The 24,868-nt window shown below is 67.8% G+C and carries 23 protein-coding genes and 2 tRNA genes; 6 read left to right on the top strand and 19 right to left on the bottom strand.

The window, feature by feature from the left end; all coding sequences use genetic code 11:
* Positions 1 to 22 precede the first annotated feature (22 nt).
* The 4 genes from G582_RS0101535 to G582_RS0101550 are packed head-to-tail and all read right to left on the bottom strand — an operon-like array spanning position 23 to position 5,655.
* Positions 23 to 1,246 carry a tetratricopeptide repeat protein gene (locus tag G582_RS0101535; RefSeq protein ID WP_028838332.1) on the bottom strand — a complete coding sequence of 408 codons (1,224 nt, stop codon included), beginning with the start codon at positions 1,244 to 1,246 and terminating at the stop codon, positions 23 to 25.
* Positions 1,243 to 2,631 carry a J domain-containing protein gene (locus G582_RS17040; RefSeq protein WP_028838333.1) on the bottom strand — a complete coding sequence of 463 codons (1,389 nt, stop codon included), beginning with the start codon at positions 2,629 to 2,631 and terminating at the stop codon, positions 1,243 to 1,245. The genes G582_RS0101535 and G582_RS17040 overlap by 4 nt, the downstream gene beginning before the upstream one ends.
* Positions 2,632 to 2,634: 3 nt before the next feature.
* Entirely contained in the window at positions 2,635 to 4,923 is a 2,289-nt protein-coding gene (locus tag G582_RS15015; protein WP_038052393.1) for a GumC family protein, read from the bottom strand.
* Between the two features lie 21 nt (positions 4,924 to 4,944).
* Complete coding sequence (locus tag G582_RS0101550; RefSeq protein ID WP_051246429.1) at positions 4,945 to 5,655, bottom strand: polysaccharide biosynthesis/export family protein; 711 nt, start codon at positions 5,653 to 5,655, stop codon at positions 4,945 to 4,947.
* Positions 5,656 to 5,812: 157 nt separating this feature from the next.
* Here G582_RS0101550 and G582_RS0101555 point away from each other — a divergent pair.
* Positions 5,813 to 5,887: transfer RNA gene (locus G582_RS0101555), tRNA-Val, on the top strand.
* A 58-nt stretch (positions 5,888 to 5,945) separates the two neighbouring features.
* On the opposite strand, the gene cysN is transcribed toward G582_RS0101555, so the two are convergent.
* From cysN to G582_RS0101580, 5 genes are all read right to left on the bottom strand, one after another.
* Positions 5,946 to 7,847 carry a sulfate adenylyltransferase subunit CysN gene (gene cysN, locus G582_RS0101560; protein WP_038052395.1) on the bottom strand — a complete coding sequence of 634 codons (1,902 nt, stop codon included), beginning with the start codon at positions 7,845 to 7,847 and terminating at the stop codon, positions 5,946 to 5,948.
* A complete protein-coding gene (cysD, locus tag G582_RS0101565; protein WP_156880186.1) occupies positions 7,847 to 8,752 on the bottom strand; it encodes a sulfate adenylyltransferase subunit CysD in 906 nt (301 codons plus the stop codon). The genes cysN and cysD overlap by 1 nt, the downstream gene beginning before the upstream one ends.
* Positions 8,753 to 8,788: 36 nt before the next feature.
* Positions 8,789 to 10,429 (bottom strand): FMN-binding glutamate synthase family protein, encoded by a 1,641-nt coding sequence (locus G582_RS0101570; protein WP_028838337.1) that lies wholly within the window; start codon positions 10,427 to 10,429, stop codon positions 8,789 to 8,791.
* Positions 10,430 to 10,450: 21 nt separating this feature from the next.
* Positions 10,451 to 10,537, bottom strand: a tRNA-Leu gene (locus tag G582_RS0101575).
* 54 nt (positions 10,538 to 10,591) lie between these two features.
* Positions 10,592 to 11,455 carry a hypothetical protein gene (locus G582_RS0101580; RefSeq protein WP_028838338.1) on the bottom strand — a complete coding sequence of 288 codons (864 nt, stop codon included), beginning with the start codon at positions 11,453 to 11,455 and terminating at the stop codon, positions 10,592 to 10,594.
* Positions 11,456 to 11,583: 128 nt separating this feature from the next.
* Here G582_RS0101580 and G582_RS17770 point away from each other — a divergent pair, with 128 nt between their 5' ends.
* Complete coding sequence (locus G582_RS17770; protein WP_156880188.1) at positions 11,584 to 11,739, top strand: hypothetical protein; 156 nt, start codon at positions 11,584 to 11,586, stop codon at positions 11,737 to 11,739.
* Between the two features lie 21 nt (positions 11,740 to 11,760).
* On the opposite strand, the gene G582_RS0101590 is transcribed toward G582_RS17770, so the two are convergent.
* Together G582_RS0101590 and G582_RS0101595 are read right to left on the bottom strand one after the other, a co-directional pair.
* On the bottom strand, positions 11,761 to 12,387 hold the full coding sequence (locus G582_RS0101590) for a TetR/AcrR family transcriptional regulator (protein WP_028838339.1): 627 nt from the start codon (positions 12,385 to 12,387) through the stop codon (positions 11,761 to 11,763).
* A gap of 11 nt (positions 12,388 to 12,398) precedes the next feature.
* Entirely contained in the window at positions 12,399 to 12,656 is a 258-nt protein-coding gene (locus G582_RS0101595) for an acyl-CoA-binding protein (RefSeq protein ID WP_028838340.1), read from the bottom strand.
* 145 nt (positions 12,657 to 12,801) lie between these two features.
* Here G582_RS0101595 and G582_RS0101600 point away from each other — a divergent pair, with 145 nt between their 5' ends.
* A complete protein-coding gene (locus tag G582_RS0101600; RefSeq protein ID WP_028838341.1) occupies positions 12,802 to 14,790 on the top strand; it encodes an SDR family oxidoreductase in 1,989 nt (662 codons plus the stop codon).
* A 155-nt stretch (positions 14,791 to 14,945) separates the two neighbouring features.
* Here the strand turns inward: G582_RS0101600 and G582_RS0101605 are convergent, their stop codons facing one another.
* Positions 14,946 to 16,673 carry a M1 family metallopeptidase gene (locus G582_RS0101605; RefSeq protein ID WP_028838342.1) on the bottom strand — a complete coding sequence of 576 codons (1,728 nt, stop codon included), beginning with the start codon at positions 16,671 to 16,673 and terminating at the stop codon, positions 14,946 to 14,948.
* 201 nt (positions 16,674 to 16,874) lie between these two features.
* Between G582_RS0101605 and G582_RS0101610 the strand changes: the two genes are divergently transcribed.
* Positions 16,875 to 18,113 (top strand): hypothetical protein, encoded by a 1,239-nt coding sequence (locus G582_RS0101610; RefSeq protein ID WP_028838343.1) that lies wholly within the window; start codon positions 16,875 to 16,877, stop codon positions 18,111 to 18,113.
* A gap of 87 nt (positions 18,114 to 18,200) precedes the next feature.
* Here the strand turns inward: G582_RS0101610 and G582_RS0101615 are convergent, their stop codons facing one another.
* Positions 18,201 to 18,467 carry a DksA/TraR family C4-type zinc finger protein gene (locus G582_RS0101615; RefSeq protein WP_028838344.1) on the bottom strand — a complete coding sequence of 89 codons (267 nt, stop codon included), beginning with the start codon at positions 18,465 to 18,467 and terminating at the stop codon, positions 18,201 to 18,203.
* 111 nt (positions 18,468 to 18,578) lie between these two features.
* On the opposite strand from G582_RS0101615, the gene G582_RS0101620 reads away from it, so the two are divergent.
* Together G582_RS0101620 and G582_RS0101625 are read left to right on the top strand one after the other, a co-directional pair.
* Entirely contained in the window at positions 18,579 to 19,658 is a 1,080-nt protein-coding gene (locus G582_RS0101620) for a diguanylate cyclase (protein WP_051246432.1), read from the top strand.
* 72 nt (positions 19,659 to 19,730) lie between these two features.
* Positions 19,731 to 20,276 (top strand): peroxiredoxin, encoded by a 546-nt coding sequence (locus tag G582_RS0101625; RefSeq protein ID WP_028838346.1) that lies wholly within the window; start codon positions 19,731 to 19,733, stop codon positions 20,274 to 20,276.
* 39 nt (positions 20,277 to 20,315) lie between these two features.
* Here the strand turns inward: G582_RS0101625 and G582_RS18140 are convergent, their stop codons facing one another.
* The 6 genes from G582_RS18140 to G582_RS0101655 form a co-directional block, all read right to left on the bottom strand.
* Positions 20,316 to 20,789 carry a YciI family protein gene (locus tag G582_RS18140; RefSeq protein WP_038052397.1) on the bottom strand — a complete coding sequence of 158 codons (474 nt, stop codon included), beginning with the start codon at positions 20,787 to 20,789 and terminating at the stop codon, positions 20,316 to 20,318.
* Between the two features lie 28 nt (positions 20,790 to 20,817).
* Entirely contained in the window at positions 20,818 to 21,402 is a 585-nt protein-coding gene (locus G582_RS18145; protein ID WP_169380535.1) for a DUF6151 family protein, read from the bottom strand.
* A 92-nt stretch (positions 21,403 to 21,494) separates the two neighbouring features.
* The gene (locus tag G582_RS0101640) at positions 21,495 to 23,555 is read right to left on the bottom strand and encodes a M13 family metallopeptidase (RefSeq protein ID WP_028838347.1); all 2,061 of its coding nucleotides are present in this window, start codon (positions 23,553 to 23,555) and stop codon (positions 21,495 to 21,497) included.
* Positions 23,556 to 23,665: 110 nt separating this feature from the next.
* Complete coding sequence (locus G582_RS0101645) at positions 23,666 to 24,010, bottom strand: RidA family protein (RefSeq protein WP_028838348.1); 345 nt, start codon at positions 24,008 to 24,010, stop codon at positions 23,666 to 23,668.
* Between the two features lie 76 nt (positions 24,011 to 24,086).
* The gene (locus G582_RS0101650) at positions 24,087 to 24,332 is read right to left on the bottom strand and encodes a helix-turn-helix domain-containing protein (RefSeq protein ID WP_028838349.1); all 246 of its coding nucleotides are present in this window, start codon (positions 24,330 to 24,332) and stop codon (positions 24,087 to 24,089) included.
* A complete protein-coding gene (locus tag G582_RS0101655; protein WP_028838350.1) occupies positions 24,332 to 24,817 on the bottom strand; it encodes a DUF2975 domain-containing protein in 486 nt (161 codons plus the stop codon). The genes G582_RS0101650 and G582_RS0101655 overlap by 1 nt, the downstream gene beginning before the upstream one ends.
* Between the last annotated feature and the right edge of the window lie 51 nt (positions 24,818 to 24,868).

The raw sequence follows: 24,868 nt of genomic DNA on the forward strand, positions 1-24,868 counted from the left end.
TTTGCAATAGGAACTATGACACTTATTCAGGTTTCTGCTTCAACCGGAAACCGGTCAGCCACAGGTCACCGGCAACCTGCTGCCCTGCCCCACTAGGCACGGGATTTTCCAGACGAAGCCACTGTCCGGGGCATCCTGCGGGAGGCACCGTGAATTCCATGTCGACATCCATCCAGTCAAAACTCCCTTGGAGCACCTCACTCCGTCCCACCACGCGCGCCGGCCCGGCACAGGCAACGCGCCATTGCAGCCCCATCTCGCTCCGCAACGCTCGGGCACGAGCACGCAAGAGCAACCGATAACGCCCGGGTGCGAGCATCAACGCCTGCTCCAGCCCAGCATTCGGCACGCGTCGACCAAGGAACTGCAGGTGGACAATCCGGCTGCCGACCTCTTTCCCGGGCTCGAACTCCATGAGCACGCCAGGCACGCGACGGCGACGCCAGTCGAACCCGGCCTCGGATGGCTCCTGGGCGAAGTCACCGTTGTAGAGCAGCGGCAAGCGGCCGTTCGGCTTTACTGCGGTGCCGGCCCAGCGCGCATAGGCCTCGCCCCACCGGCCCTGCGCAATCAAGCTGTCCAGCCAGCGGGAATACTCATCCGCAGACAGGCCGCCCTTGTCCTGCAAGGCCTGCATCACCTGGCCAGCGGCAAGCGGATTGCCCGTCTTCGGGTGGCGAAGCGCGGCCAGCACACCCGCGCGCCAAGGCGGATCGTCACGCAGCGATTGCGCCAACGCCTGCGCGAACTTCGGATCCTGCGCCAGCTGCACCAGCGCCGGATGGATCTTGTCGGCCCGCCGCGGTGCCACCCGCAGGAGTGCGTCGATCTGCACCAGCGCCTGCGGGTAGTCGCCCCGCCGCAGGAAATATCTGGCCAGCCACGCGCGGGGCGCCTGATCGCGCGGCGCGCGGCGCGCGGCGATACGGTAAAGCTGCAGAGTGCGGGCCTCATCACCATCGCGTTCGCTGGCAGCGGCCAGGACCCGGAACGCCTGCCCCTGCAGCGGCTCGTGCCCCAGCAGGCGCGTCGCAGTCGCCCGCGCGGCTGCGGCATCACCTTCAGCCAGCTGCCGCTCGGCCAATGCCAGCAGCGCAGTGGGATCTGCTGGGCGCCAACGCAAAGCCTGCGCCGGATCGCTGGATGCATGACGTTCCGCCTGCATCTGCCCCACCACGCGCCAGCCGGCGAACAGCGCCGCCATCGCCACCGCGGCCGACACCAGATAGCGCAGCGACTGCTTCATCGAATCGACTCCATTTCCACCCCGGTCACCAGCCAGTAGCCATCGCGCCAACGCAATTGGGCGATCAGCAGTTCGTTGGGGCCGCTCGCCCCGGCCACCGCGGATTCGAGCACCGCTTCGCTGCTGCCGATCCGCCAGTGCGCCTCAGCGAAGCGCGCGCGACCGTCGGCATGCAGGCGTTGCCGCAGGCGCTGCGTGTCCGCTTCGACGGCCGGACTGCTCCAGATCGGCGGGATGTCCGTGCGTGGGATCCTCAGATAGTGCAGGAGCTGTTCACCGGTTTTCCTGGCAGACTGCACCCGGCTGAACTCCGGCTGCAGCGCCGGCAGGGCGGATGGCGAAGCCGGGGTCGCAGCGGGCATCGACCGGTTCTTGGCGACGGCCGAAGACGCAATGGCAGCAACCTGGAGGCGCTCGACCGCGGTCGCAGCCTCCGCCGGAGCTGCAGCCATCACGGCGTTGGCGGCAGCCGGATCCTGCAGTCCAACGCCGGCCTCGGATCGGAATGGCTCCACGCCGGCGCGACGGTCAGCGTCAAAGCCGGACATCGGGTCTTCCGTTTGCGGGCGCAGCGGATCAAACGGGGCCTCCTGCAATGCGGCCGCCGCCGTCCCCAAGACCGGGCTGGCACCAAGAGGCAAGCGCGGCTCGACCTGTTCCGCCGGATCGGAACCTGGTTCAGCGGGAGGAATCAGCGGCACAAGCCTGTCGGCATCGGCGTTGCCGGCGGAACTCTCGATTTGCCGCGACGCCTCCCAGTCGGGGTCGGCCCGGTTCATGTCGCGCAACGCCAGCAGGGCCAGCACGCCGCACAGCCCCAGCAGCGCCAGCGCAGGCCAGCGGCGAAGCCATGGCGAAGGCGGCGCAACCGGCTCTGGCGCCGGCACCCAGGTGCGGACGACCCGGAGGGCGCCGCTGCTGTCGAAAATTTCTGGAGGCCGCTCCGCCCGCAGCGCCGCATCGTAGGCCTGCCGCCGCTCCGGGCTGCGCAGGCGGTTCCAGGCGCTGTTGACTCGCGCGGCGAACACCGTGTCATCTTCGCTTTGCTGGCGATCCGGATGCAGCCACATTTGCAGCAGTCGGTGATGGGCCTTGATCTCTTCGACGCTGGCGCGAGCCTCCACGCCCAACATCCGGTAGGCATCCGCCTGGGGATGGAACAGCACTTCGCGCGCATAGAATCGCGCGGCTTCCAGCATCTGCGTTTCGCTTTCACCGAACCGCCGCGCCTGTTCGGCCAGCACCTCGGGCGGCGCCGCGGCGGCAACCCCCAAGAGCAACTCCATGCCCTCCGGCAGCGGGCGCTGCCGCAACACATGCCGCTCGCCCGGCGCCCTCAGCAGCGCCAGCGCCCACTCCAGCGCGTCCCCTTTCGCGCCGCTCACCCCTCAGCCCTTGGCAAGCCGCGGTTTGTCGCCATAGGAGTAGTACGAGTAGGCGCCGCCATAGCCATAACCATAGCCATATCCGGCCGCACGGGCATCGTATTTGGTCAGCAACCCACCCAGAATGCGCGCGCGCGCGGCGTACAGCCGCTTCAACGCGGCCTGTGCGGCACCGATCTTGGTCTTGGCGCTATTGACCACCAGCAGGGTGCCATCGATCGCATTGGCCAGGATCGGGGCGTCGGCCAGGCCCAACACCGGCGGCCCGTCGATGATCACGTGGTCGTAGCGTTCGGTGCCGACAGTCAGCAGCGACACCAGCTTCGAGCCGGACAGCAGCTCCGCCGGGTTGGGCGGCAGGGGCCCGGCAAGGATGACGTGCAGGCGCTCGTCCTCCGTGCGCTGGACGGCTGCGCCGAACGTGCAACCGCCGGCGAGGAGATGGCTGAGCCCCGACTCGGCCTTCAATCCGAGCGTCTTGTGCAGCGATGGTTTGCGCAGGTCCGCATCCACCAGCAGCACGCGCTTGCCGAGTTGGGTGAGGTTGCGCGCCAGCGCCAGGGCGGTGGTCGACTTGCCTTCACCGGGGCCACTGCTGGTGACCAGCAGGCTCTTGGGCACGCCGTGATCGGTGGCGAACTGCAGCGCGGTACGCACCGAGCGGTAGGCCTCGGAGAACGAAGATTGGGTATCCAAGGCGACTTCGCCGAGATTTTCCTTCGGCCCCAACTTGGGAATGATCCCCAGCACCGGCAGCTTGAGCTTGTGCTCGACGTCGTCCGGCGTCTTGATGGTGTCGTCGAGGAACTCCAGCAGGAACGCCGCCAGCACGCCCAGCATCGCCCCCAGCAGCAGGCCGATGGCAAGGTTCAGCGTCAGGTTGGGCTTGAAGCGCCAGCGCGGCACTTCCGCACGGTCGATGATAGAAATGTTGTTGGCGCGCACGTCTCCGGCCACGCCGACTTCCTTGAAACGCTGCAGCAGGCCGTCGTACAGCTGGCGGTTGGTGTCGACCTCGCGCTTGAGGATGTTGTACTGGATACTGCGTCCGTCCACGTCCAGCGCCTGGGTGCGCAGCGTGGCGATCTGCTGGGTCAGCATCTGTTCCTGCGCGGCGGCGGCGTCGTATTCGGCCTTGACCGAAGCACGAACGCCTCCGGTTTCCCTGGCGATCTGCCGATTCAGCTCGTCGATCTGGCTCTTGAGCTGCAGCATCTCCGGGTAATCCGGCTTGAAGGTCTGCAGCTTCAGCTGGTACTGCGACTGCAGCTGGCCTTTCTCCTGCTGCAGCACGCGGATGTTGGAGTTGCCGATCATGTCGGCAGGCATCGCCCCCGACGACGCCTGATGCCAGCGCGCCTGCGCGCGGATGCGCTGATCCTGCGCCGCTGCCAGCGCGGCATTGAGCTGGGTCAGGTTCTGCACCGCCAGCGACTGCCCGTTCTCGCCGGTATTGATCAGGTTTTCCCGCTGGGCAAACTGCACCAGCTTGCGCTCGGAATCCTCCAGCTTGGCCTTGGTCAGCTTGAGCTGGTCTTCCAGATAGGTCTTGGCATAGGAGGACGCGCCGAACCGGCGCTCCAGCCCGGACGCGATGTAGCCCTCGGCAATGGCATTGGCCGCGCGCGCCGAAAACTGCGGTGAAGGGCTGTCGTAATTGATCTTCACCAGCCGCGAATTGCGCACCGGCTCGATGCTCAGGTTATCGCCGACCAGCTTCGCGGCGTCGCGCAGTTCGGTCGCGACATCGGTCCCGGACGCACTCGCCTGATTCCTTTCGTCCTGCTTGCCCTTCGGCTTGAGCAGGGCCAGCATCCGGCCCAGCCAGCCCGGATCGCTGAGTCGATCCAGCGCAGCCTGATCCAACCCCAATTCGTTGGCCACTCGCTCCGCCAGCGAGCGACTCTTGATCAGCTCGTACTGGGTCTGCAGGAACGACGGATCGAAGCCGCGGTCGTCGCCCGGCTGGATGCCTTCCACCTGCATCACCTGGATGCCGTCCTTGTCCAGCTGGAGCACGGTGGTGGCGCGATAGATCGGGGTCGCGGTCAGCGTGGCCAGCAGCGCGAGCGCCACCACACCGGCCAGCACGCTGGCGATCAGGCGGCGCCGCTTGACCAGAATCCGCCAGTAGGCGAGCAGGTCGATTTCGTCGTCATCGCGGCGTTCCTCCTGCGCTTCCAGCACTAGAGCGGTACCGCCGCGATGCAGGTCGAGCCTGCCCGCCTCGGCTCGCGCCGGCAGGCCTCGGTTGTCGTTGGCCGGCCCCGCCGGCAGGTTTTCATCAGTCATGCGGGAATCGTCCTTGATCTGTCAGAACCAGCGGAACACGCCAATCGCAGGCACGGCTTCGATGAAGCGGCGGAAGGCCGATTTGCTGCCGGACTGCTCCACCACGATGATGTCGTCCCCGTACACCTGCGGGTCGTCGACCATCCCCTTGCGCACCAGACGCAGGTCGAAGACCGCGGCCTGGCGCTTGCCCTCGACCTGCCGCATCAGCACGATGCCGCCCAGGTCGGCGATCTTGTCGTCCACGCCCTCGGCCAGCGCGATCGCCTGCAGCAGGCTGGTCTTGCCGGTGATGGGATAGATGCCCGGCTTCTTCACTGCACCTTCCAGGGTGATCCGCTGGCTCGAATATTCCTTCACGAACACGCTGACCTGGGGGTTCTGCAGGAATCCATCCGCGTATTTCTTCGCCAGCTGCGCTTCCAATTCGGGAATGGTGCGGCCACCGGCCATCACCCCACCCACCAGCGGCAGCGAAATTTGGCCGTTGGAGTTGACCCGCACTTCCTTGTCCAGGTCCTGCACGCCGAACACGCTGATCTGCAGCAAATCCATCGCGCCGATTCGGTAGTCGGTCGCACCCTCGTAAGCGCCCGAGGCTGCGGTGGTGTCGGGCGGCGGCAGCGCGGTCACCGTAGACGCCGCGGCGCTTCGGCCGCCTCCGCTGCTGGCACAAGCCGCCAGCAGCAGCACCAAGGTCGATGTCAGCAAGCCACGCATCCAGTTGCGCATGCACGATCCTCCACGGTTGAACGGGCATTATGCTTGGCAGGCCAGTCGGCGCAAACACATGGAATTCACACACCCCAGCGCCTGCGCCATCGCCCATTCACATGGATTCAGGACTATTGCCTATCCACCGGGTTCATGTAGAATGCGCGGCTTCTTCGGGCGGTTAGCTCAGCGGTAGAGCATTGCCTTCACACGGCAAGGGTCGCAGGTTCGAACCCTGCACCGCCCACCAGATCCAACGAGAAAAGCCGGCCTAGGGCCGGCTTTTCCGTGTTTGCGCCCCGGCGGCGTCACGAGTTCCGGTCGTGCCCGCCGAATCCCAGCGCGGCCACCACCGCGTCGGCCAGCACCGCCGGATCGGCCCCGAGCGTATCCAGGCGCAACTCCGGCGCCTGCGGCGGCTCGTACGGCGAATCGATGCCGGTGAAGTTGCGCAGCTCGCCGCGGCGCGCCTTGGCGTACAGGCCCTTGACGTCGCGGCGCTCCGCTTCGGCCAGCGGGGTATCGACGAACACCTCAAGGAACTCGCCAGGTTCGAACAGCGCGCGCGCCATCTCGCGTTCGGCGCGGAACGGGCTGATGAAGCTGACCAGCACGATCAGCCCGGCGTCGGTCATCAGCCTGGCCACCTCGGCGACGCGGCGGATGTTCTCCACCCGGTCCTCGGCGGTGAACCCGAGGTCCTTGTTGAGGCCGTGGCGGACGTTGTCGCCGTCCAGCAGATAGGTGTGCCGTCCCTGCGCCAGCAGTTTCTTTTCCGCCAGATTGGCAATCGTGGACTTGCCCGCGCCGGACAGGCCAGTGAACCAGAGGCAGCGCGGCGTCTGGTGCTTGACCGCGGCGCGCGCGGCCTTGTCCACGTCCAGGTGCTGCCAGTGGATGTTGCCGGCGCGGCGCAGCGCGAAGTCCAGCGTGCCGGCCGCAACGGTGGCGTTGCTCTGCCGGTCGATCAGGATGAAGGCGCCCAGCGCGCGGTTCTCGGCGTAGGCACTGAAGGGCACCGGCTGATCCAGGTGCAGGTTGCAGTAGCCGACCTCGTTCAGGTCGAGGTGCTTGGCGGCCAGCTGGTCCTGGGTGTTGACGTCGACCTTGTGCTTGATTTCGGTGACCGATGCGCCGACGGTGCGGCTGCCGATCTGCAGCAGGTACGGCCGCCCCGGCAGCAGCCGCGCATCGCCCATCCACAGCAGGTGGGCGGCGAACTGGTCGGCCACCTCCGGCGGATTGGCGGCGCTGGCGATCACGTCGCCGCGACTGACGTCGATCTCGTCGCGCAGGGTCAGGGTGACCGCCTGCCCTGCACTCGCTTCCGGCAGTTCGCCGTCGGCGGTGACGATGGCAGCGACCTGGGAGCGCCGCCCGGACGGCAGCACCACGATGTCGTCGCCCGGCCTGGCCGTGCCTGCCGCGATGGTGCCGGCGAAGCCGCGGAAATCCTGGTTCGGCCGGCACACCCACTGCACCGGCATCCGCAGCGCGGCATCATCCGCGGCGCGCGCCAGCGGTACCGTTTCCAGCAGCTCCAGCAGCGCCGGCCCGCCATACCAGGGCGTGTTGCGCGAGCGCTCGACCATGTTGTCGCCACGCAGCGCGGACAGCGGGATGCAGTCCACGTGGGCGATGCCCAGCTGTGCCGCCAGCGCGCGGTATTCGTCGGCGATGCTATCGAACACGGCCTCGTCGAAGCCGACCAGGTCCATCTTGTTGACCGCCAGCACCACCCGGTCGATGCCCAACAGCTTGACGATGTAGCTGTGGCGGCGGGTTTGGGTGAGCAGACCCTTGCGCGCATCCACCAGCACCACCGCCACGTCCGCGGTGGACGCGCCGGTGGCCATGTTGCGGGTGTACTGCTCATGGCCGGGACAGTCGGCGACGATGAACTTGCGGCGCTCGGTATCGAAGAAGCGGTAGGCCACGTCGATGGTGATGCCCTGCTCGCGCTCGGCGGCCAGACCGTCGACCAGCAGGGCGAAATCGATTTCGTCGCCTTGGGTCCCGTGCCTGCGGCTGTCGGCTTCCAGCGCGCTGACCTGGTCGTCCAGCAGCAGCCGGGTGTCGTGCAGCAGCCGTCCGATCAAGGTGCTCTTGCCGTCGTCCACGCTGCCGCAGGTGATGAAGCGCAGCAGGTCCTTGGTTTCGTGCTGCCGCAGGTAGGCAGCCACCTGTGCGTCGGCGTCGTCCATGCGCATCAGAAGTAGCCCTCCTGCTTCTTCTTTTCCATCGAGGCGGATGGGTCTTGGTCGATTACCCGGCCCTGCCGCTCGGAGGTGGTGGCCACCAGCATCTCGGCGATGATCTTCTCCAGCGTGTCGGCCTCAGACTCGATCGCGCCGGTCAGCGGGTAGCAGCCCAGGGTGCGGAAGCGCACCCGCCGGAGGGCCGGCACCTCGCCATCGCGCAGCGGCAAGCGCGCATCGTCGACCATGATCAGGGCGCCATCGCGTTCCACCACCGGACGCTGGGCGGCGAAATACAGCGACGGCACCGGGATTTTTTCGCGATAGATGTAGAGCCAGATGTCCAGTTCGGTCCAGTTGGACAGCGGGAACGCTCGCACCGATTCGCCCTTGTGGATGCGCGCGTTGTAGAGGTTCCACAACTCCGGCCGCTGGCTCTTCGGGTCCCAGCGGTGCTGGGCGTTGCGGAAGCTGAAGATGCGCTCCTTGGCGCGCGATTTCTCTTCGTCGCGCCGGGCACCGCCGATGGCGGCATCGAATCCGAACTTGTCCAGCGCCTGTTTCAGCGCCTGCGTCTTCATCACGTCGGTGTGCACGGTGGCGCCATGGCTGACCGGGCCGATCCCCTGCGCGATGCCGTCGGGGTTGGTGTGCACATGCAAAGTGACGCCGGTTTCTCCAGCGCGGCGGTCGCGGAAGGCGATCATCTCGCGGAACTTCCACGTGGTATCCACGTGCAGCAGCGGGATTGGCGGGCGCGCCGGATGGAACGCCTTCAGCAACAGGTGCAGCAGCACCGAGCTGTCCTTGCCCACCGAATACAGCAGCACCGGGTTGCGGAACCCGGCGGCGACTTCACGGAGGATGTGGATGCTTTCGGCTTCGAGCCGGTCAAGATGGGACAGTGCTGAGTTCAAGGTTGCAATGCTGCGTCAACGAAGGCGCACAGCGTATCAGCTGGCCTTGCTGCCCCGGAGCCGCGCGACATGCGCAGGCGGCATGAAGGCATCGCTGCGCGCTTGCTGCCAGAACTCGCGGAACACCGCGTGCTCGGGCAGGCGCCCCCCCAGCAACTCGCCTGGTTCCAGGTAGCGATACAACGCCGACAGCGAACGAACTTCGAATGGGGATACCCGACGCAGGATGTGTTCCGGGCCCAGCTGGTCGGGGTGCTCCAGCCCCGCCGCGCACAGCAGGTCGCGCAGCGCGCGCACGGTGTTGGTGTGGAAGGTGGCCACGCGCACCGACTTGTCGGCCACGTCCAGCTGCTTCCAGCGCGCCGGATCCTGGGTGGCGATGCCAGTGGGGCAGCGGTTGGTATGGCAGCTCAGCGACTGGATGCAGCCCAGCGCGAACATGTAGCCACGCGCGGCGTTGCACCAGTCCGCGCCCATCGCCAGCGCGCGGGCGATGTCGAAGGCGCTGACGATCTTGCCGGCGGCGCCGATCTTGATGCGCTCGCGTAGGCCCAGCCCGACCAGGGTGTTGTGCACCAGCATCAGGCCCTCGTGCATCGGCACCCCGACATGGTCGACGAATTCCGCCGGCGCCGCGCCGGTGCCGCCTTCCGCGCCATCGACGACGATGAAGTCCGGCAGCAGTTGCGGGTTGGCTTCGGCCTGTTCCTGCATCGCCTTGGCGATGCCGAACCATTCCCACGGATGTCCGATGGCCAGCTTGAAGCCCACCGGCTTGCCGCCCGACAGCTCGCGCAGCCGCGCCACGAACTGCAGCAGCCCCAGGGGCGTGGAAAAGGCCGAGTGCGCAGCCGGAGAAACGCAGTCTTGGCCCATCGGCACGCCACGGGTGGCGGCGATTTCGGCGCTGAGTTTGGCCGCCGGCAGGATGCCGCCGTGGCCGGGCTTGGCGCCCTGCGACAGCTTGACCTCGATCATCTTGACCTGCGGCTCGACCGCCTGCGCGGCGAACCGCTCCTCGCTGAAGCTGCCGTCGTCGTTGCGGCAGCCGAAGTAGCCGGAGCCCAGTTCCCACACCAGGTCGCCGCCGCCCTCGCGGTGGTAGGGCGAAATCGAGCCTTCGCCGGTGTCGTGGTAGAAGCCGCCGCGCTTGGCGCCGACGTTGAGCGCATGGATGGCGGCGGCGGACAGCGCGCCGAAGCTCATCGCCGAGATGTTGAACACGCTGGCCGAATACGGCCGGGCGCAGCCGGCGCCGATGACGATGCGGAAGTCATGGTCGGGGATTGCCGTCGGCGCCAGCGAATGGTTGATCCATTCGTAATCGATGCCGTACACATCCTGCAGCGTGCCGAACGGGCGCACGTCGTTGACGTGCTTGGCGCGCTGGTAAATCAGCGCGCGCTGTTCGCGCGAGAACGGCACCTCGGCGGTGTCGGACTGGATGAAGTACTGGCGCATTTCCGGGCCGATGGTTTCCAGCCCGTAGCGGAAGTGCGCCAGCAGCGGGTAGTTGCGGCGCAGCGTGCTCTTGCGTTGCAGCAGGTCGGCAGTGCCCAGTACAGCCAGCGCACCGAACCCCGCCACGCCCCACCACCAGTGCGGGTTCGCGAGGGCCAGCAGCAGTGCCAGCACGGCCAGGACAATGCTGGCGAGATAGGCGGAGTATCGGATCACGGCGCTCCTTCGTCGTCAGGCTGGTGCCCGGAGTCGGGGTCGAACCGACATGGCCTTGCGGCCGAGGGATTTTAAGTCCCTTGCGTTTACCAGTTTCGCCATCCGGGCTGCCCGACAAAGCTTACGCGATCGTGCGCGCGCTTCGTTGACGGCCGCACCAAGTCACTCCAGTTGCGACTGGGCGTACGCCGCGTCCAGCGCTTCCATCGCATCCAGCGGCTTGGCCTGCGCGGCCTTCTCGTAGGCTGCCGCGGCGGCGTCCTCGTTGCGGCGCTCGTCCAGCAACAGCAACACGTTGCCGTGCTCGATATGTGCGATCGGCGAGGCCGGGGTCAGCTTCAACGCTTCCCTGATGTGCTTGTCCGCCTCCGAGGCCTTGGCGCCGTAGGTCAGGCCGCCGATCATCGCGCCGATCTTGCCGATGATCTCGGCGTGGTACAGCGCCAGCGCGGTATGCGCCTCTGCGTGTTTCGGCGCCAGCGCCAGCGCGGCGTCCAGCGCGGCACGCACCTTGCCGGCGATGCCCTGCTTCAGCGCCTTGGCGATCGACAGACCCTGGCTGTAGCGGCCCAGCGCGAAGGCGTGGCGGTAGTGGCTGTTGGGCTCGCCTGGCAGCGCCTTGATCGCCGCCTCCGCCAGCGCCGCCGCGCGCTCGAAGCGCTTGAGCTTCTCGTCTTCATCGTCGACCAGGTAAGTGGCATGGATGCCGATGGCTTTCACCGCCACCGACGCACCCACCGGCCCCAGCGCTTCGCCCGCCTCGAACGCGGCCATGAAGTCGCCGCGATGGAACGCGCGCCACGCGTCCTGCAGCGCCGTGGCCAGCGCATCGGCATCTAGCTTCGGCGCGGCCTTGCCGGCCGCCTTCAGCAGCGCGGCGGCGCGCTTGGCATCGGGGAATGGTTCGCAGTCGCCGGCGTGCAGCTTCGGCCAGGCTTTCTTCAGCGCGTCGCCGGCATGGGCAAAGGCTTTGGCGTCGAGTGGAAATGCGGCCCAGGCGGAAGCGGCGGATTTCTTGCTGGCCATGCGGCGATGCCCTGATTGAGGTCCGGCGGCCAGCATCCCGCCGCCCGCGTCCGCTGACAAGGGGCGATAGTGTGTTTGCTCGACGGCGCCGGCCCAGCCTGCGCATATCCCCGCCCCCGGAACACGCCATGCCAGCTCGCCGGAAGCCCTCTTCCCGCCGCGCCCCAGCGGTGTTCTTCACGCCGACGCCGCGCCATCTGTGGCTGGCGGCGCTGGGCCTGCTGGCGACCGTGCGCCGGCTGTTGCCAACGACCGGCGCGCGTCGCGGCAGGCCGCCCAAGTAGCGCGGCCCCGCGCCACCGCGTTCAGTCGAGGTAGGCGCTGGTCAGGGTATTGAGGTGCACGCGTTCGGCGTCGCGCAGGAACGGCGCGACCAGCATCATCACCTGCACGATGCCGTCGCGGATCGACGCCTGTTCGTCCTTGTCGCCGCGCGCCGCGGCGTAGTTCATCCAGAAAGTGGCGATCACCAGCACGTTGGTGGCGGCGGCGTCCAGCTCGACAGCGGACGCGCGCATCACCCCCGCCTGCACCAGCCCGCGCATCACCATGTGCGCCTGCTCGTCGGCGCGCTTGAGGATGCGTGCGAAGCGCAGCCGCAGGCGGCGGTTGCGGCTGAGGATGTCGACCAGGTCGCGGTACAGGAAGCGGTAGTCCCAGATGCACTCGAACACCAGGTGCAACTGCAGCCACACGTCTTCCAGGCCCGGCAGCCGGCCTTCCGGGGCGGACAGCGCGGCATCCATCCGCGCTTCGTAGCCGGCGAACAGCTGCTCGATGATGTCGTCCTTGTTGCGGAAGTGGTAGTACAGGTTGCCGGGGCTGATCTCCAGCTCGTCGGCGATATGGTTGGTGGTGACGTTCGGCTCGCCCTGCGCGTTGAACATCGAAAGCGACGCATCGAGGATGCGCTGGCGGGTCTGCCTTGCCATGCCGGGCTCCGTCAGGCGGTGAGGTTCTTCACCAGGTCCACGTACTTCTGCATCGCCTGTTCCTGCGCGGTGCCCTTGAGCTTGGCCCAGGCCTCGTACTTGGCGGTGCCGACGAAGTCGAAGAAGCCGGGCTTGGGTCCGCTGACGTCGCCTTCCGAGCCCTGCTTGTAGAGCGCATACAGGCGCAGCAGGGTGTCGTTGTCCGGGCGCTCGGCCAGCGCATGCACGTCCTTGGCGGCTTGCTCGAAAAGGGCTTTCAGGTCGGCCATCGCGTATCCCCCTTGCGTGAGGCGGCCATCTGACCATGCGTCCCGGCACCGGTCAATACGGCGGGGAATTGTCGCGCGGACGCGGCTCTGGCAACGTAGCGGCAGCGGGCGCGCAACGCGCCGGGCAAGCCTGAGGGGATGCGCAATGGCTTATTTCGTGACCGGCGGCACCGGTTTCATCGGCCGCTTCCTGATCGACAACCTGCTCAAGCGCAAGGGCACGATCCATGTGCTGGTGCGCAAGGACTCGATGAAGAAATTCGAGGTACTGGCGAAGCAGCGCGGCTGGGACCGCAAGCGCGTGCTGCCGGTCGCCGGTGAGATGACCGCGCCGAAATGCGGGCTGTCCGCCGCGCAGCTGCGCGCGCTGTCCGGCAAGGTGAAGCACTTTTTCCACCTGGCCGCGATCTACGACATGGCCGCCAAACCCGATGCATTGCATGCGGCCAACATCGACGGCACCCGCAACGCGCTGGATCTGGCCGTGGCGATCAAGGCTGGTTGTTTCCACCACACCAGCTCGATCGCCGCCGCTGGCATGTATCCGGGCGTGTTCCGCGAGGACATGTTCGAGGAAGCCGAAGGGCTGGACGACCCCTACCTGCGCACCAAGCACGAGTCGGAAGGCCTGGTGCGCGCGGAGAAGCGGATCAGGTGGCGGATCTACCGCCCCGGCATGGTGGTGGGTCATTCGAAGACCGGCGAGATCGACAAGATCGACGGCCCCTACTACTTCTTCACCTTCCTCAAGAAGCTGCGCCAGGCGCTGCCGCCGTGGATGCCGACGCTGGGCATCGAGGGTGGCCGGGTCAACATCGTGCCGGTGGATTTCGTGGCCGACGCGATGGACCACATCGCCCACAGGCCGCGCCTGGATGGCCACTGCTTCCACCTGACCGACCCGGAGCCGCTGCGCGTCGGCGAGGCGATGAACACCTTCGCCCGCGCCGGCCACGCACCGGAGATGACCATGCGCATCGACGCACGCATGTTCGCCTTCCTGCCCGGCAGCGTGCGCATGGCAGTGGGCAGCCTGCCGCCGGTGCGACGCTTCATCGGCATGCTGCTGCGCGACTTCAAGATCCCGAAGGAAACCCTGAAGTTCATCACCTACCCCACCCGCTTCGACAACCGCGAGGCCGAACGCGCGCTCAAGGGCAGCGGGATCGCGGTGCCGCGGCTGGAGGACTACGCCTGGCGGCTGTGGGATTACTGGGAGCGCCACCTCGACCCCGACCTGTTCATCGACCACAGCCTGAAGGGCAAGGTCCGCAACAAGGTGGTGGTGATCACCGGCGGCTCCTCCGGTATCGGCCTTGCCACCGCGCAGAAGGTGGCGGCGGCCGGCGCGGTCACGGTGATCGTGGCGCGCGGCGAAGAGGAGCTGTTCAAGGCGCGCGATGCGATGAAGGCCGCCGGCGGCAAGGTATTCGCCTACACCGCCGACCTGGCCGACATGGCCGACTGCGACCGGCTGGTGGCGACGATCCTGCAGGAACACGGCCAGGTGGACGTGCTGGTCAACAACGCCGGGCGTTCGATCCGGCGTTCGATCGAGGCCAGTTACGACCGCTTCCACGATTTCGAGCGGACCATGCAGCTGAACTACTTCGGCAGCATCCGCCTGATCATGGGCTTCATGCCGTCGATGACCCAGCGCCGCAAGGGCCACATCATCAACATCAGTTCGATCGGGGTGCTCGCCAGCTCGCCGCGCTTTGCCGCCTACGTCGCCAGCAAGGCCGCGCTGGATGCGTTCAGCCGCTGCGCGCAGGGCGAGCTGTCCGGCAAGGGGATCAGCTTCACCACCATCAACATGCCGCTGGTGAAGACCCCGATGATCGCGCCGACCAAGATGTACGACAGCGTGCCCACCCTGACCTCGGACGAAGCGGCCGATCTGGTGGTGAAGGGCATCATCGAACGCCCCAGCCGCATCGCCACGCGCCTCGGCATCTTCGCCGCGCTGGTCAACGCGGTGGCGCCGAAGGCCTACGAGGCGGTGATGAGCACGGCCTTCGAGCTGTTCCCGGACTCAGCCGCGGCCAAGGGCGACAAGCAGGCGCTGCGCGACCAGACGCCCAGCCAGGAACAGATCGCCTTCGCCTCGCTGATGCGCGGCGTGCACTGGTAGCGATCATCCACCGTTCGTGGTCTCCGGCGTTGCCCCCACCGGGGCGGGCCGGGGCTGGAGACCATCGGCGACATGGATGTCGCCGATGAGCCTACATGGACGTATTTACGGCGTGTCTCCAGACGCGGCCCGCACTGGTGGGGGCAACCGCGAGATCAACGCTCCCCAGCCGCCGCTTTCGCCCGCGCCACCGCATCCTTCTGGTACTCGGCCACATGCGGCAACTCGCGCAGCACCTTCGAGTGCGGATCGAGCGTGTAGCTCTCGCCCGCCGCCAGCGCGATCCGGCCGCGCCCGTCCGTCATCGGCACGTCCACCACGCGCTTGCCTGCGCGCACCTGCACCGGCATCGGAAACGGCTTGTCGCCTTCGGTCTTCCAAACCAGTGCGAGGCCGGCGGCGTCCCGCGTCGCCACCAGCTCCGGCAATTTCACCGAACGCAGATAGACGTCGAAGAACCAGCCGTAGTCGCTGCCGGTGATGCGGTTGACCAGCGCAACGTAGTCCCGGGTGGAGGCGTAGCGCGGGCGGAAGTTGCCCGGCTTCGGCGCATCGGTGCCGTAGACCAGTTCGCGGGTAGCGCGGAAGAAGGCCGCATCGCCGATCAGCCCGCGCAGGGTGTGCAGCATCAGCGCACCCTTGTAGTACACGTCATTGCCGGGCCCGCGGTCGGCGCTGGAGACATCCTTCTCCACCATGCTGCGGCCAGCGACGATGGGATGGCGCAGCATCAGCGTCGAGCGCATCTTCATCAGCGCCGCCATGTATTCCATGTCGCCGCGCAGCCACTGCAGGTACAGCGGCTGCATGTAGGTGCCGTAGCCTTCGTGCAGCCAGAAGTCGTCCCAGTCGACGTTGGTCAGCTGGTTGCCGAACCACTCGTGCGCGAACTCGTGCTGCAGCAGCCAGTCGTAGCCGGTCTCCGCCTTCTTGTAGTCGTTGCCGTAGGCATTGATGGTCTGGTGTTCCATGCCCAGGTGCGGGGTTTCGACCACGCCCATCTTCTCGTCGGCGAATGGGTACGGGCCGATTACTTCCTCGAAGAAGTCCAGCATCGGCGCGAACTCGGCGAACAGGCCCTCGGCCTTGGCCTTGTTGCCCTTCAGATACCAGAAGCGCAGCGGGGTGGTGTTGCCGAAGCGCGAGCTGTAGTCGCCTTGCAGCACCTCATAGGGGCCGATGTTGAGGGCGATGGCATAGGTGTCGGGAAGCTTTGCGCGCCAGTGATAGGTGCGCCAGCCATCGCGCTCCTCCATGCCCTCGGCGATGCCGTTGCCCGCCGCCACCAGGGGGCTTGGCACGGCGATGTGCTGCACCACCTCCAGCGGTTTGCCCATCGGATGATCGATGCAGGGCCACAGCAGGTCGCAGCCCTCGCCCTGCACTGCCGTGGCGATCCACGGCTCGCCGGTCGGGGCCTTGGCCCAGACGATGCCGCCATCCCACGGCGCCTTCTTCGCCTCGTGCATCTGGCCGCCGTAGCGGATCCGCAGGGTGGCCTGTCCGCCCGCCGCCAGCGGCTGCGGCAGCTCCACCTGCATTCGGCCTTCGGGGTTGCGCCAATGGGCGGCATCGACCTCCGCGCCATCCACCTCCACCCGCTCGATGGCGTAGTTGCGGTCCAGATCCACCACCAGCCGCTGCACTTCCTGCGAGACGCGGAAACGCAGCGTGGCGTCGCCCTGCAGGCACTGCCGCGCAGGATCGACGCGGAACGACAGCTCGGCCTTCTCGATCACCGAGGCCAACTGTTCTGGCGTGCGCGGCAGGCCCGTTGCCGCGGTGGTTGGGGTCAACTCCGGTTGCTGCGCGGAGACGGCAGCAGGGATCAGCAGCGCGGCAACGGCGATGGCAAGGGCGAAGCAACGGGCGGGCGCGGGCATGCAGCGGCATCCAGTGGAACGATCGCCTACCATCGCACGGGGCACCGGACTGGCAGGTCTGTCGTTAGTCATGCCGGGGCAAAGCTGAATGCCTGCTGGCAAGCGGGCTCTTGCACGGAAAACCTCAGCTTCGATTCATCGCGCAAACCGCTAACTGCACGTGAGGGCCGCGAATGGTTCGCGCCCCGGGGAGACGAGACCATGAAACGCATTCCCAGACTGCATGTCCTGACCGCCGCCCTGCTGGGCCTTGCGCTCACCGCAGGCGCCGCGCTGCCCGCTGCCGCACAGGACGACGGCAACGACCGCCGCGCCGAACGCCTGGAACGCCGCCTGCAGAAATCCGAAAAGGCGGCCGAAACCCCGCGCCCGGCGCCGGCGGAAAGCCGCAGCCAGCGCAGCGACCCGCCGCAACGCTTCGAACGCGTCGAACGCGCCGAGCGCTCCAATATCCCGCGCAGCAGCGACGCCGAGCGCCGCGAGAACTGGGGCGAACTGGCCCGCCAACAGCGCGAGCGGCAGGCCGCGCAGGATTCGCGCGGCCCGTGGCAGCAGCGTGAACGCGTGCAGCCGCAGGCCGAACGGGCGCGCGCGCCCGAGCCGCGCATCGCCGAACAGCCTGAACTGCGCCGCCCGCAGGTAGACGAGCGCCAGCTGGAGCAGCGCCAGCGTTTTGCCGAACAGCGCGAGCGCCAGCGCGAGTCCGAAGACCGGCAACGCCAGCAGGCCGCGGCCAGCAGCCCGCAGGCGCGGGTCATCGCCGAAGCGCGTGAGCGCGAAGCCAGCCGAGACCGGCGTGATGATCGCAATGATCGCCGCGACTGGCGCGACGGCGACGGCCGCGTGTCGCGCGAACAGCAGCGCCAACGGATCGAGGAACAGCGTCGCCAGCAGGCCCAGTGGCAGCGCGACGATCATCGCCGCCGCAGCGAGTACGACCGCCATCGCCACCAGCTGGAGCGCCAGCGCCGGAACGCGCAATACCGTTACCAGCAGGACTACTGGCGCCGCTGGCTGGCTGCGCAGTCGCGCTGGAACAGCCAGCGCTTCGACTACGACCGCGACCCGTACTTCTACACCCCGTACAACTACCGCTACAGCTACGGCGGGCGCTGGTACAGCACCAACAGCTACGGCGCCGAGATCCTGCGCGAGGCGGTGCGCGACGGCTACCGCGAAGGCTGGTATGCCGGACAGGCCGACCGCATGGATCGCTGGCAGTTCGACTACCGCAACAACTATGGGTGGATGGACGGCAGCTACGGTTACCCAGGCCGCTACGTCCGCCAAAGCGACTATCGCTGGTACTTCCGCCAGGGCTTCGAACGCGGTTATCGCGACGGCTACTACGGGCGCAACCAGTACGGCCGTTACGACAACGGCGGCGCGATGATCCTGCCGGCCATCCTCGGCATGATCCTGTCCTTCAGCATCAACTGATCCACGGTACCCCGCGCCAGCTGACGCCCGGCCATGCGCCGGGCGTTTTTTTGCCGGGCGAACACGCGGTGATCGATGGGTGGAACCTCAGCGCAGCTGGCTGTCCTTGCTGCCGCGACGGTTGTAGCCGGTGAACGCAGCGTCTTCGGCATCCTGCGCCTGCTGACAAATCAGGCACAAGCGCACGCCGGGCACGGCCTTGCGCCGGCCCTCCGGAATCGGCGCATCGCACTCTTCGCAGCGCTCCAGCCCCGCCCCGCTGGGCAGCCGGTTGCGCGCCCGCGCGATACCGTCCTTCACCGTGGCGTCGATCTGTTCCTGCACCGCGCCGTCGCCCGCCCAACCGATGGCCATGTCCGCCTCCTTCCCGCACCCGCCATACCCAGGAACCGTGACGATACACCGCGCCCGCTGGCGCGTCGGCAACGCCTCGCTCACACTTGCGCAGGTGTTGCAGGGGGCGTGATGGACAAGCACGGCAAACGGAAGGCTGCGGACGGACTGGGAGCGGAGACGCGCCTGCGCGATCTGTATCGCCGCACCTACCCGCTACGCACGCTCGGCATGGGGCTGGGCCTGCTGCCGGTCGCGATGGTGCTGCAGGAACGCGAGGCGGGCATCGTCGCCTGGGGGTGGGCGTTTTCCTGCGGCCTGGCCTGGCCACATCTGGCGCGCTGGCTGGCCGCGCGCAGCCGCGATCCCTACCATGCCGAATTGCAGAACCTGGTGATGGACTCGGCGCTGGCTGCGTCGCTGGTTCCGCTGATGCACTTCAGCCTACTGCCCTCGGTCATGCTGTTGTCGGTGACCACCGCCGACAAGATCAGCTCCGGCGTGCGCAGGCTGTGGCGGCGCTCGTTGCTGCCAATGCTGGGCGCGCTGCTGCTGTCGGGACTGTTGAACGGCTTCAGGGTGGACATCAACACCAGCATGAACACACTGCTGGCCTGCCTGCCGACCATGGTCATCCATGCCCTTGCGGTGGCCGCCAGCAGCTACCAGCTGGTGCGGCGGGTGCAGGCCCAGAACCTGCAGCTGGACAAGTTGAGCCGGTACGACAGCCTGACCGGGCTGGGCAGCCGCGCACACTGGCAGGCGATGGCCTCCGGCCTGCTGCAACAACCGCAGGAACGGCCGGCGACCCTGCTGCTGGTGGACGTGGACCGCTTCAAGGACACCAACGACCGCCATGGTCATGCGGTCGGCGACGACCTGCTGCGCGCGATCGCTTCCTGCATCCTGTCCACGCTGCCGGCAGGCGGCCACGCCGGTCGGCTGGGAGGCGACGAGTTCGTGGTGGCGCTGCCGCTGGCACCTGCCGAGGCCGCGCGCGTTGCCGAGACCCTGCTGGCGCAGGTGCAGGCGCTTGAGTTCCCGCGTACACCTGGCCTGCGCGCGTCGATCAGCATCGGCCTGGCGGCGCCACCGAGCGGAACCACCAATCTGCGCGCATGGCTGGAAGCCGCCGATCGCGCGCTGTACCTGGCCAAGGCCAACGGGCGCGGCCGCGTGCAGGTGTTCACCGCAGAGGCAGCCGACGGCTGAGCACTTGCGGCTCACGAAACCGTGACGAAACGGCGCTACAGTGGCGCAGTTGCCCATTGTCCGGAGCCCGCCATGCGCCGTCTCGCCGCTTCCGCCCTGCTGTTGATTTGCGCCACCCCGGTATTCGCCGCGCTCAAGCCTGGTGCCGCTGCGCCCGCTTTCACCGCGCCCGCCTATCTGGCCGGCCAGCCCTACACTTTCGACCTGAAAGCGTCACTGGCGAAGGGCCCGGTGGTGCTGTACTTCTTCCCGGCCGCGTTCACGCCCGGCTGCAATGCCGAAGCCGCGGCGTTCTCGCAGGCAATCGACAAGTTCAAGGCGCAGGGCGCCAGCGTGGTGGGCGTGACCGCCGGCAATACCGAGCGGCTGGCGGAGTTCTCCAGGGACACCGAAAAATGCGCCGGCAAGTTCCCGGTGGCGGCCGATGAGGGCGCCAAGATCGCCAAGTCCTACGACGCCACCATGACGCTGAAGCCGGACCTGTCCAGCCGCACCTCCTACGTCATCGGCAAGGACGGCAAGGTCGCCTTCGCCTTCGATTCGATGAACCCGAACCTGCACGTCAGGGAAACGCTGGCGGCACTGGGTGCACTGAAGGCGAAGCGCGCCGGCAAGTAAACGCCCCATCCGGCGCGGCGATGGTCGCGCGGATCTGGATCAGGGCGTCCCGCGCACCAGCTTTTCGTGCAACTCGCCGGTCAACATGGTGGCAGCCGAGCCGTACCAGCTGTGGTAGTCGGCCACCATCTCGCCCTGCTGGATCACCGGATCGGTGGCAACCAGCGCCTTGGCCTCCTCGATGTCGGCGGTGGCGAACACGAACAGGCCGCGCCAGTCGCCGCCGGCATCCCCGAACGGCCCGGCCAGCGCCAGCTTGCTCTCCTTCGCCAGCCGCTGGATGTTGGCCATGTGGCCGGCGAACATCGCCTTGCGTACGTCCGCATCCTTCACCGGGGTGGGGCCGGTACGCAGGATCACCAGCACGTAGCGGCGCATGCCGCGCTCATCGGCGCCGGTGCGCTGCGCCAGCGCGGCGTCGTAGACGGGTGCGGCGGATTGCACAACGGGCTCGGCCGCCGGCGCGGTGCCGATGGCGGCGGCGGCGAGCATCAGCACTTGGAGGCGGCGCATCGGGGGGCTCCTGTTGCGGAATGGGGTGTCATGGGTCTGCCGACAGCGTTTCGCGCTGGGTTCGGCCCAGCACCAGCGGCTCGCGCAGCGGCAGGCCGTCGGCATCGAACAGCAGCTTATTGCGGCGGCCGCGCAGGCGCGCGGCGAACAGGCCGGCGGCGATGCGCAGGGTGCCGGCAAGCCGTCGCAGCGGGGGTGATGCCACCGCCGCAGTGGCCGAAGCGGTGTTGACCGCGATCCGCCCGGCCGGCCCGAAGCTGGCCTCGATGGCATCCGCCGGTTCCGCAATGGCGGCTACCGGCACCCCCAGGTAATACAGCTTCGCGTCGCGCGGGACGTTGCCCAGCGGCGTGCGGCAGCAGCTGGCGTACCAGCGCAGCAGCCCGTGCGGCCCCAGCGACATGCAGGCCAGTTTTTCGAAGCCGCGGGTGATGTGCAGCCCGTCCGGCGCCATCGCCACGATGTCGCTGCCGCCGGCCGTGTCCAGCAACTCCGCGCCGCCCAGCCAGCGCGCGAACGCCCGGCAGTCCCGGCAATAGCAGCTCGCCCGCACATACGCGCGCTGCGGATCGATCCGCCCCTCCACCTGTCCACAGCGGCACGCAAGCTTCATCTCGCGCCCCTCCCCAGGGTGTAGGGCTGCACGATAACTGAAGCGGGCGGGTCCAGGGAGACCCGCCCGCTTCAGGCGTCAGCCGGCGGCGCTTACCAGATCTGCACGCGCTTGTCCGGCGCCAGGTACATGGCGTCGCCCTGCTCCACCTCGAAGGCCTTGTACCAGCCATCCAGATTGCGCAGCGGGCCGTTGGCGCGGTACATGCCAGGCGAATGCGGGTCGGTCTTGAGCTGGCGCAGCAGGGCTTCGTCGCGATATTTGCTCTTCCACACCTGCGCCCAGGCCAGGTAGAAGCGCTGGTCGCCGGTCAGGCCGTCGATCACCGGCGCGGGCTTGCCGCCCAGGCTGAGCTGATAGGCCTTGTAGGCCATCGACACGCCGCCGAGGTCGCCGATGTTCTCGCCCATGGTCAGGCCGCCGTTGACGCACTGGCCTTCCAGCGGGCAATAGCCGTCGTATTGCGCGCCCAGCGCCTTGGTCAGCTGCTCGAAGCGACTGCGGTCCTCGTCGGTCCACCAGTTGCGCTGGATGCCGTCGGCATCCGACTTGCTGCCCTGGTCGTCGAAGCCGTGGCCCATCTCGTGGCCGATCACCGCGCCGATGCCGCCGTAGTTCACCGCGGCGTCGGCGTGCACGTCGAAGAACGGCGGCTGCAGGATCGCCGCCGGAAACACGATCTCGTTGAACGCCGAGTTGTAATAGGCGTTCACCGTCTGCGGGGTCATGCCCCATTCCTCGCGATCGGTCTTCTGGCCGACGCGGCGGTTCTGATCGGCACGGTTGAACTCGCGCATCGCCACCGCGTTGCCCAGCAGGTCGTCGGCCTTGATGGCGACGCTGGAGTAGTCCTTCCACTTGGACGGATAGCCGATCTTCGGGCGGAAGCTGGCCAGCTTGCGGTAGGCCTCGGCCTTGGTCGCCTCGCCCATCCAGCCGATCTGCTCGATGTTGCTGCGTAGCGCGGTGCGCAGGTTCTCGACCAGCTGGTCCATCGCCGCCTTGGCTTCCGGCTTGAAGTAGCGCGCCACGTACAGCTCGCCCAGCGCCTCGCCCAAGCCGCCGCGGCCGCCGACCAGCGCCAGCGCCCGCTTCCAGTCATCGCGCTGCGCCTTCTGTCCCGCCAGCACCTTGCCGTTGAACTCGAACGAGGCGGCGTCGATCTCGCTGCTCAGCAGGTCCGCGTTGCCATCGACCGCATGGAAGGCCAGGTAGTCGCGCCAGGTCGCCAGCGGGGTGGCATTGACGATCTCGATCACCGGCTGGATCACGTCCGGGGTGGTGATGTTGAGCTTGTCGGGCTGCGGCATGCCCTGCGCGCGCAGCTGCGCGACCCAGTCGTAGCCGGGGAACTTCTGCTGCAGCTCGGCGAAGGTGAACTGGTTGTAGGTCTTGTCGCGGTCGCGCAGCTTGACCCGCTCCCACTGCGGCTTGGCCAGCGCTGTTTCAAGCGCCAGCACCGCTTCGGCGCGGGCCTTGGCATCGGCGCCGGTCACGCCGGCAAAACCCAGCATGCGCTGGATGTGCGCCACGTAGGCCTCGCGGATCTTGACGAAGCGCGCGTCCTGATTGAGGTAGTAGTCGCGGTCGGGCAGGCCCAGCCCGCCCACGCCCAGGCCCACCTGATACTGGTTCGGGTCCTTGCGGTCGATGCCCACGCCCAGCCCGAACGGCGCGCTGCTGCCGTCGATGCCGGCGTTGCCGAACGCGGCGATCAGCTTGTCCTTCGAATCGATCTTCGCGATCCGGTCCAGCACCGGCAGCAGCGGCTTGATCCCGGCGGCGTCACGGCCGGCGCGGTCCATGAAGCTTGCGTAGTAGTCGTGCAGCTTGCGGCCGTTGCTGCCGGCGGCGAGATCCTCGCTGGCCAGCAGCTCGTCCATCAGCGCGCGGGTCTGCTCCTCGGAGCGGTCGCGCAGCTGGTTGAACGAGCCGTAGTTGGTCTCGTAGTCCTTGAGGACGTAGGTGTCGATCCACTGGCCGCTGGCATAGCGGTTGAAGTCGTCGCCGGGCTTGACCGACAGGTCGCGCGCGGTGAGGTCGACGCCGAAACTGCCCAGCTGGGCCTTGCCGTTCGGTGTGGCGGCGGTGGCGGAGGAGACGGCGACAGCGAGGGCGCCGGCGATGCCGAGGCCAAGCAGGGAACGCTTCATGCGGGAGGTCTGGTGACGGAAGGAAACCCGAGGGTAGCCTGCATCCCTACTCCACCGCGCGTGACTTTGGTTGGCCTGTCCGTGAGCCACATCGCGGTTGCGCCGCGCGTTCAGACCACCGCGGTCACCACGATCTCCACTTTCCAGTCCGGGTTGGCCAGCCTGGCCTCCACGGTGGCGCGAGCCGGCGCCTGGCCCGGCGTCACCCACGCATCCCACGCCCGGTTCATGCCGGCGAAATCGGCGATGTCGGCAAGGAAAACCTGCGCGCGCAGGATCCGGGTCTTGTCGCTGCCGGCCTGCGCCAGCAGCGCATCGATGGCCTCCAACACCTCGCGGGTCTGGGTTTCGATGTCGGCGCCGGCGGTTTCCGGCACCTGCCCGGCAAGGTAGGCGATGCCGCCGTGGATGCAGGCTTCAGACATGCGCGGGCCGGCGTCGATGCGTTCGATCATGGGAGGCTCTTCCGATGTGGGAATGGCACCTTCGCCCAGCGTCTCGGCGCGCGCAAGCCCTGCGCAGCCACGGGGGTCAGCCCTCGGCGTCCGCGTCCGCGCCGTGCAGGTCGTCGGGGTCGAAGTGGTAATCGAGCAGGTCGCCCGGTACGCAGTCCAGCGCCGCGCACAGCCGCGCCAGGGTGCGGAAGCGGAGGCCCTTGACCTTGCCGCTGCGGAACAGCGACATCTGGGTTTCGCTGATGCCCACCGTGGCCGCCAGTTCGCGCGCGGTCATGCCGCGGCGGGACAGCATCGCGTCCAGCGTGATCCGCACCGGCATCAGAGGATCTCGTCCAGTTCTGCCTGCAGCGCGCGGGCGCTGTCGACCACCCGCGCCAGCAGCACCAGCGCCGCGCCAACCACGCCCAGCACGATCCCGGACAGGTCGAAATAGGCCAGCCCGCCGTGCCCGCCCTCGATCAGCCGCGTCAGGTTGGTGATGGCGAACACGCTGAGCAGCGCGCCCACCAGCACGCCCACGCCGATGTGGCGGATCGCCCGCGCCACCGCGGCATGGAACAGCCGGCCTGCGGCCAGGTCGCCCAGTGCGCGTTGCACCGCCCACAGCGCCCACAGGTATCCAAGGCCGGGCGAGAGGCGGACCAACATCAGGAGCGTCCGGTCACCCGCGCTGGCGTTTGCGCTGCCCATCCACGGCAGGGTGCTGGCGCCCAGTGCCAGCAGCAGCGCCAGTCCGGCGAATACCAGCAGGGTGGCGGCGCGCAGCCAGCGGCAGTGACGGCGGAAGCGGTCGGGAAGCGCCATCGGGCAGCTCTCTGAAAAAAACCTGGACTTTAAGCTTGACTTAAATTTCGC

It is taken from the genome of Thermomonas fusca DSM 15424 (assembly GCF_000423885.1).
Lineage (GTDB): Bacteria > Pseudomonadota > Gammaproteobacteria > Xanthomonadales > Xanthomonadaceae > Thermomonas > Thermomonas fusca.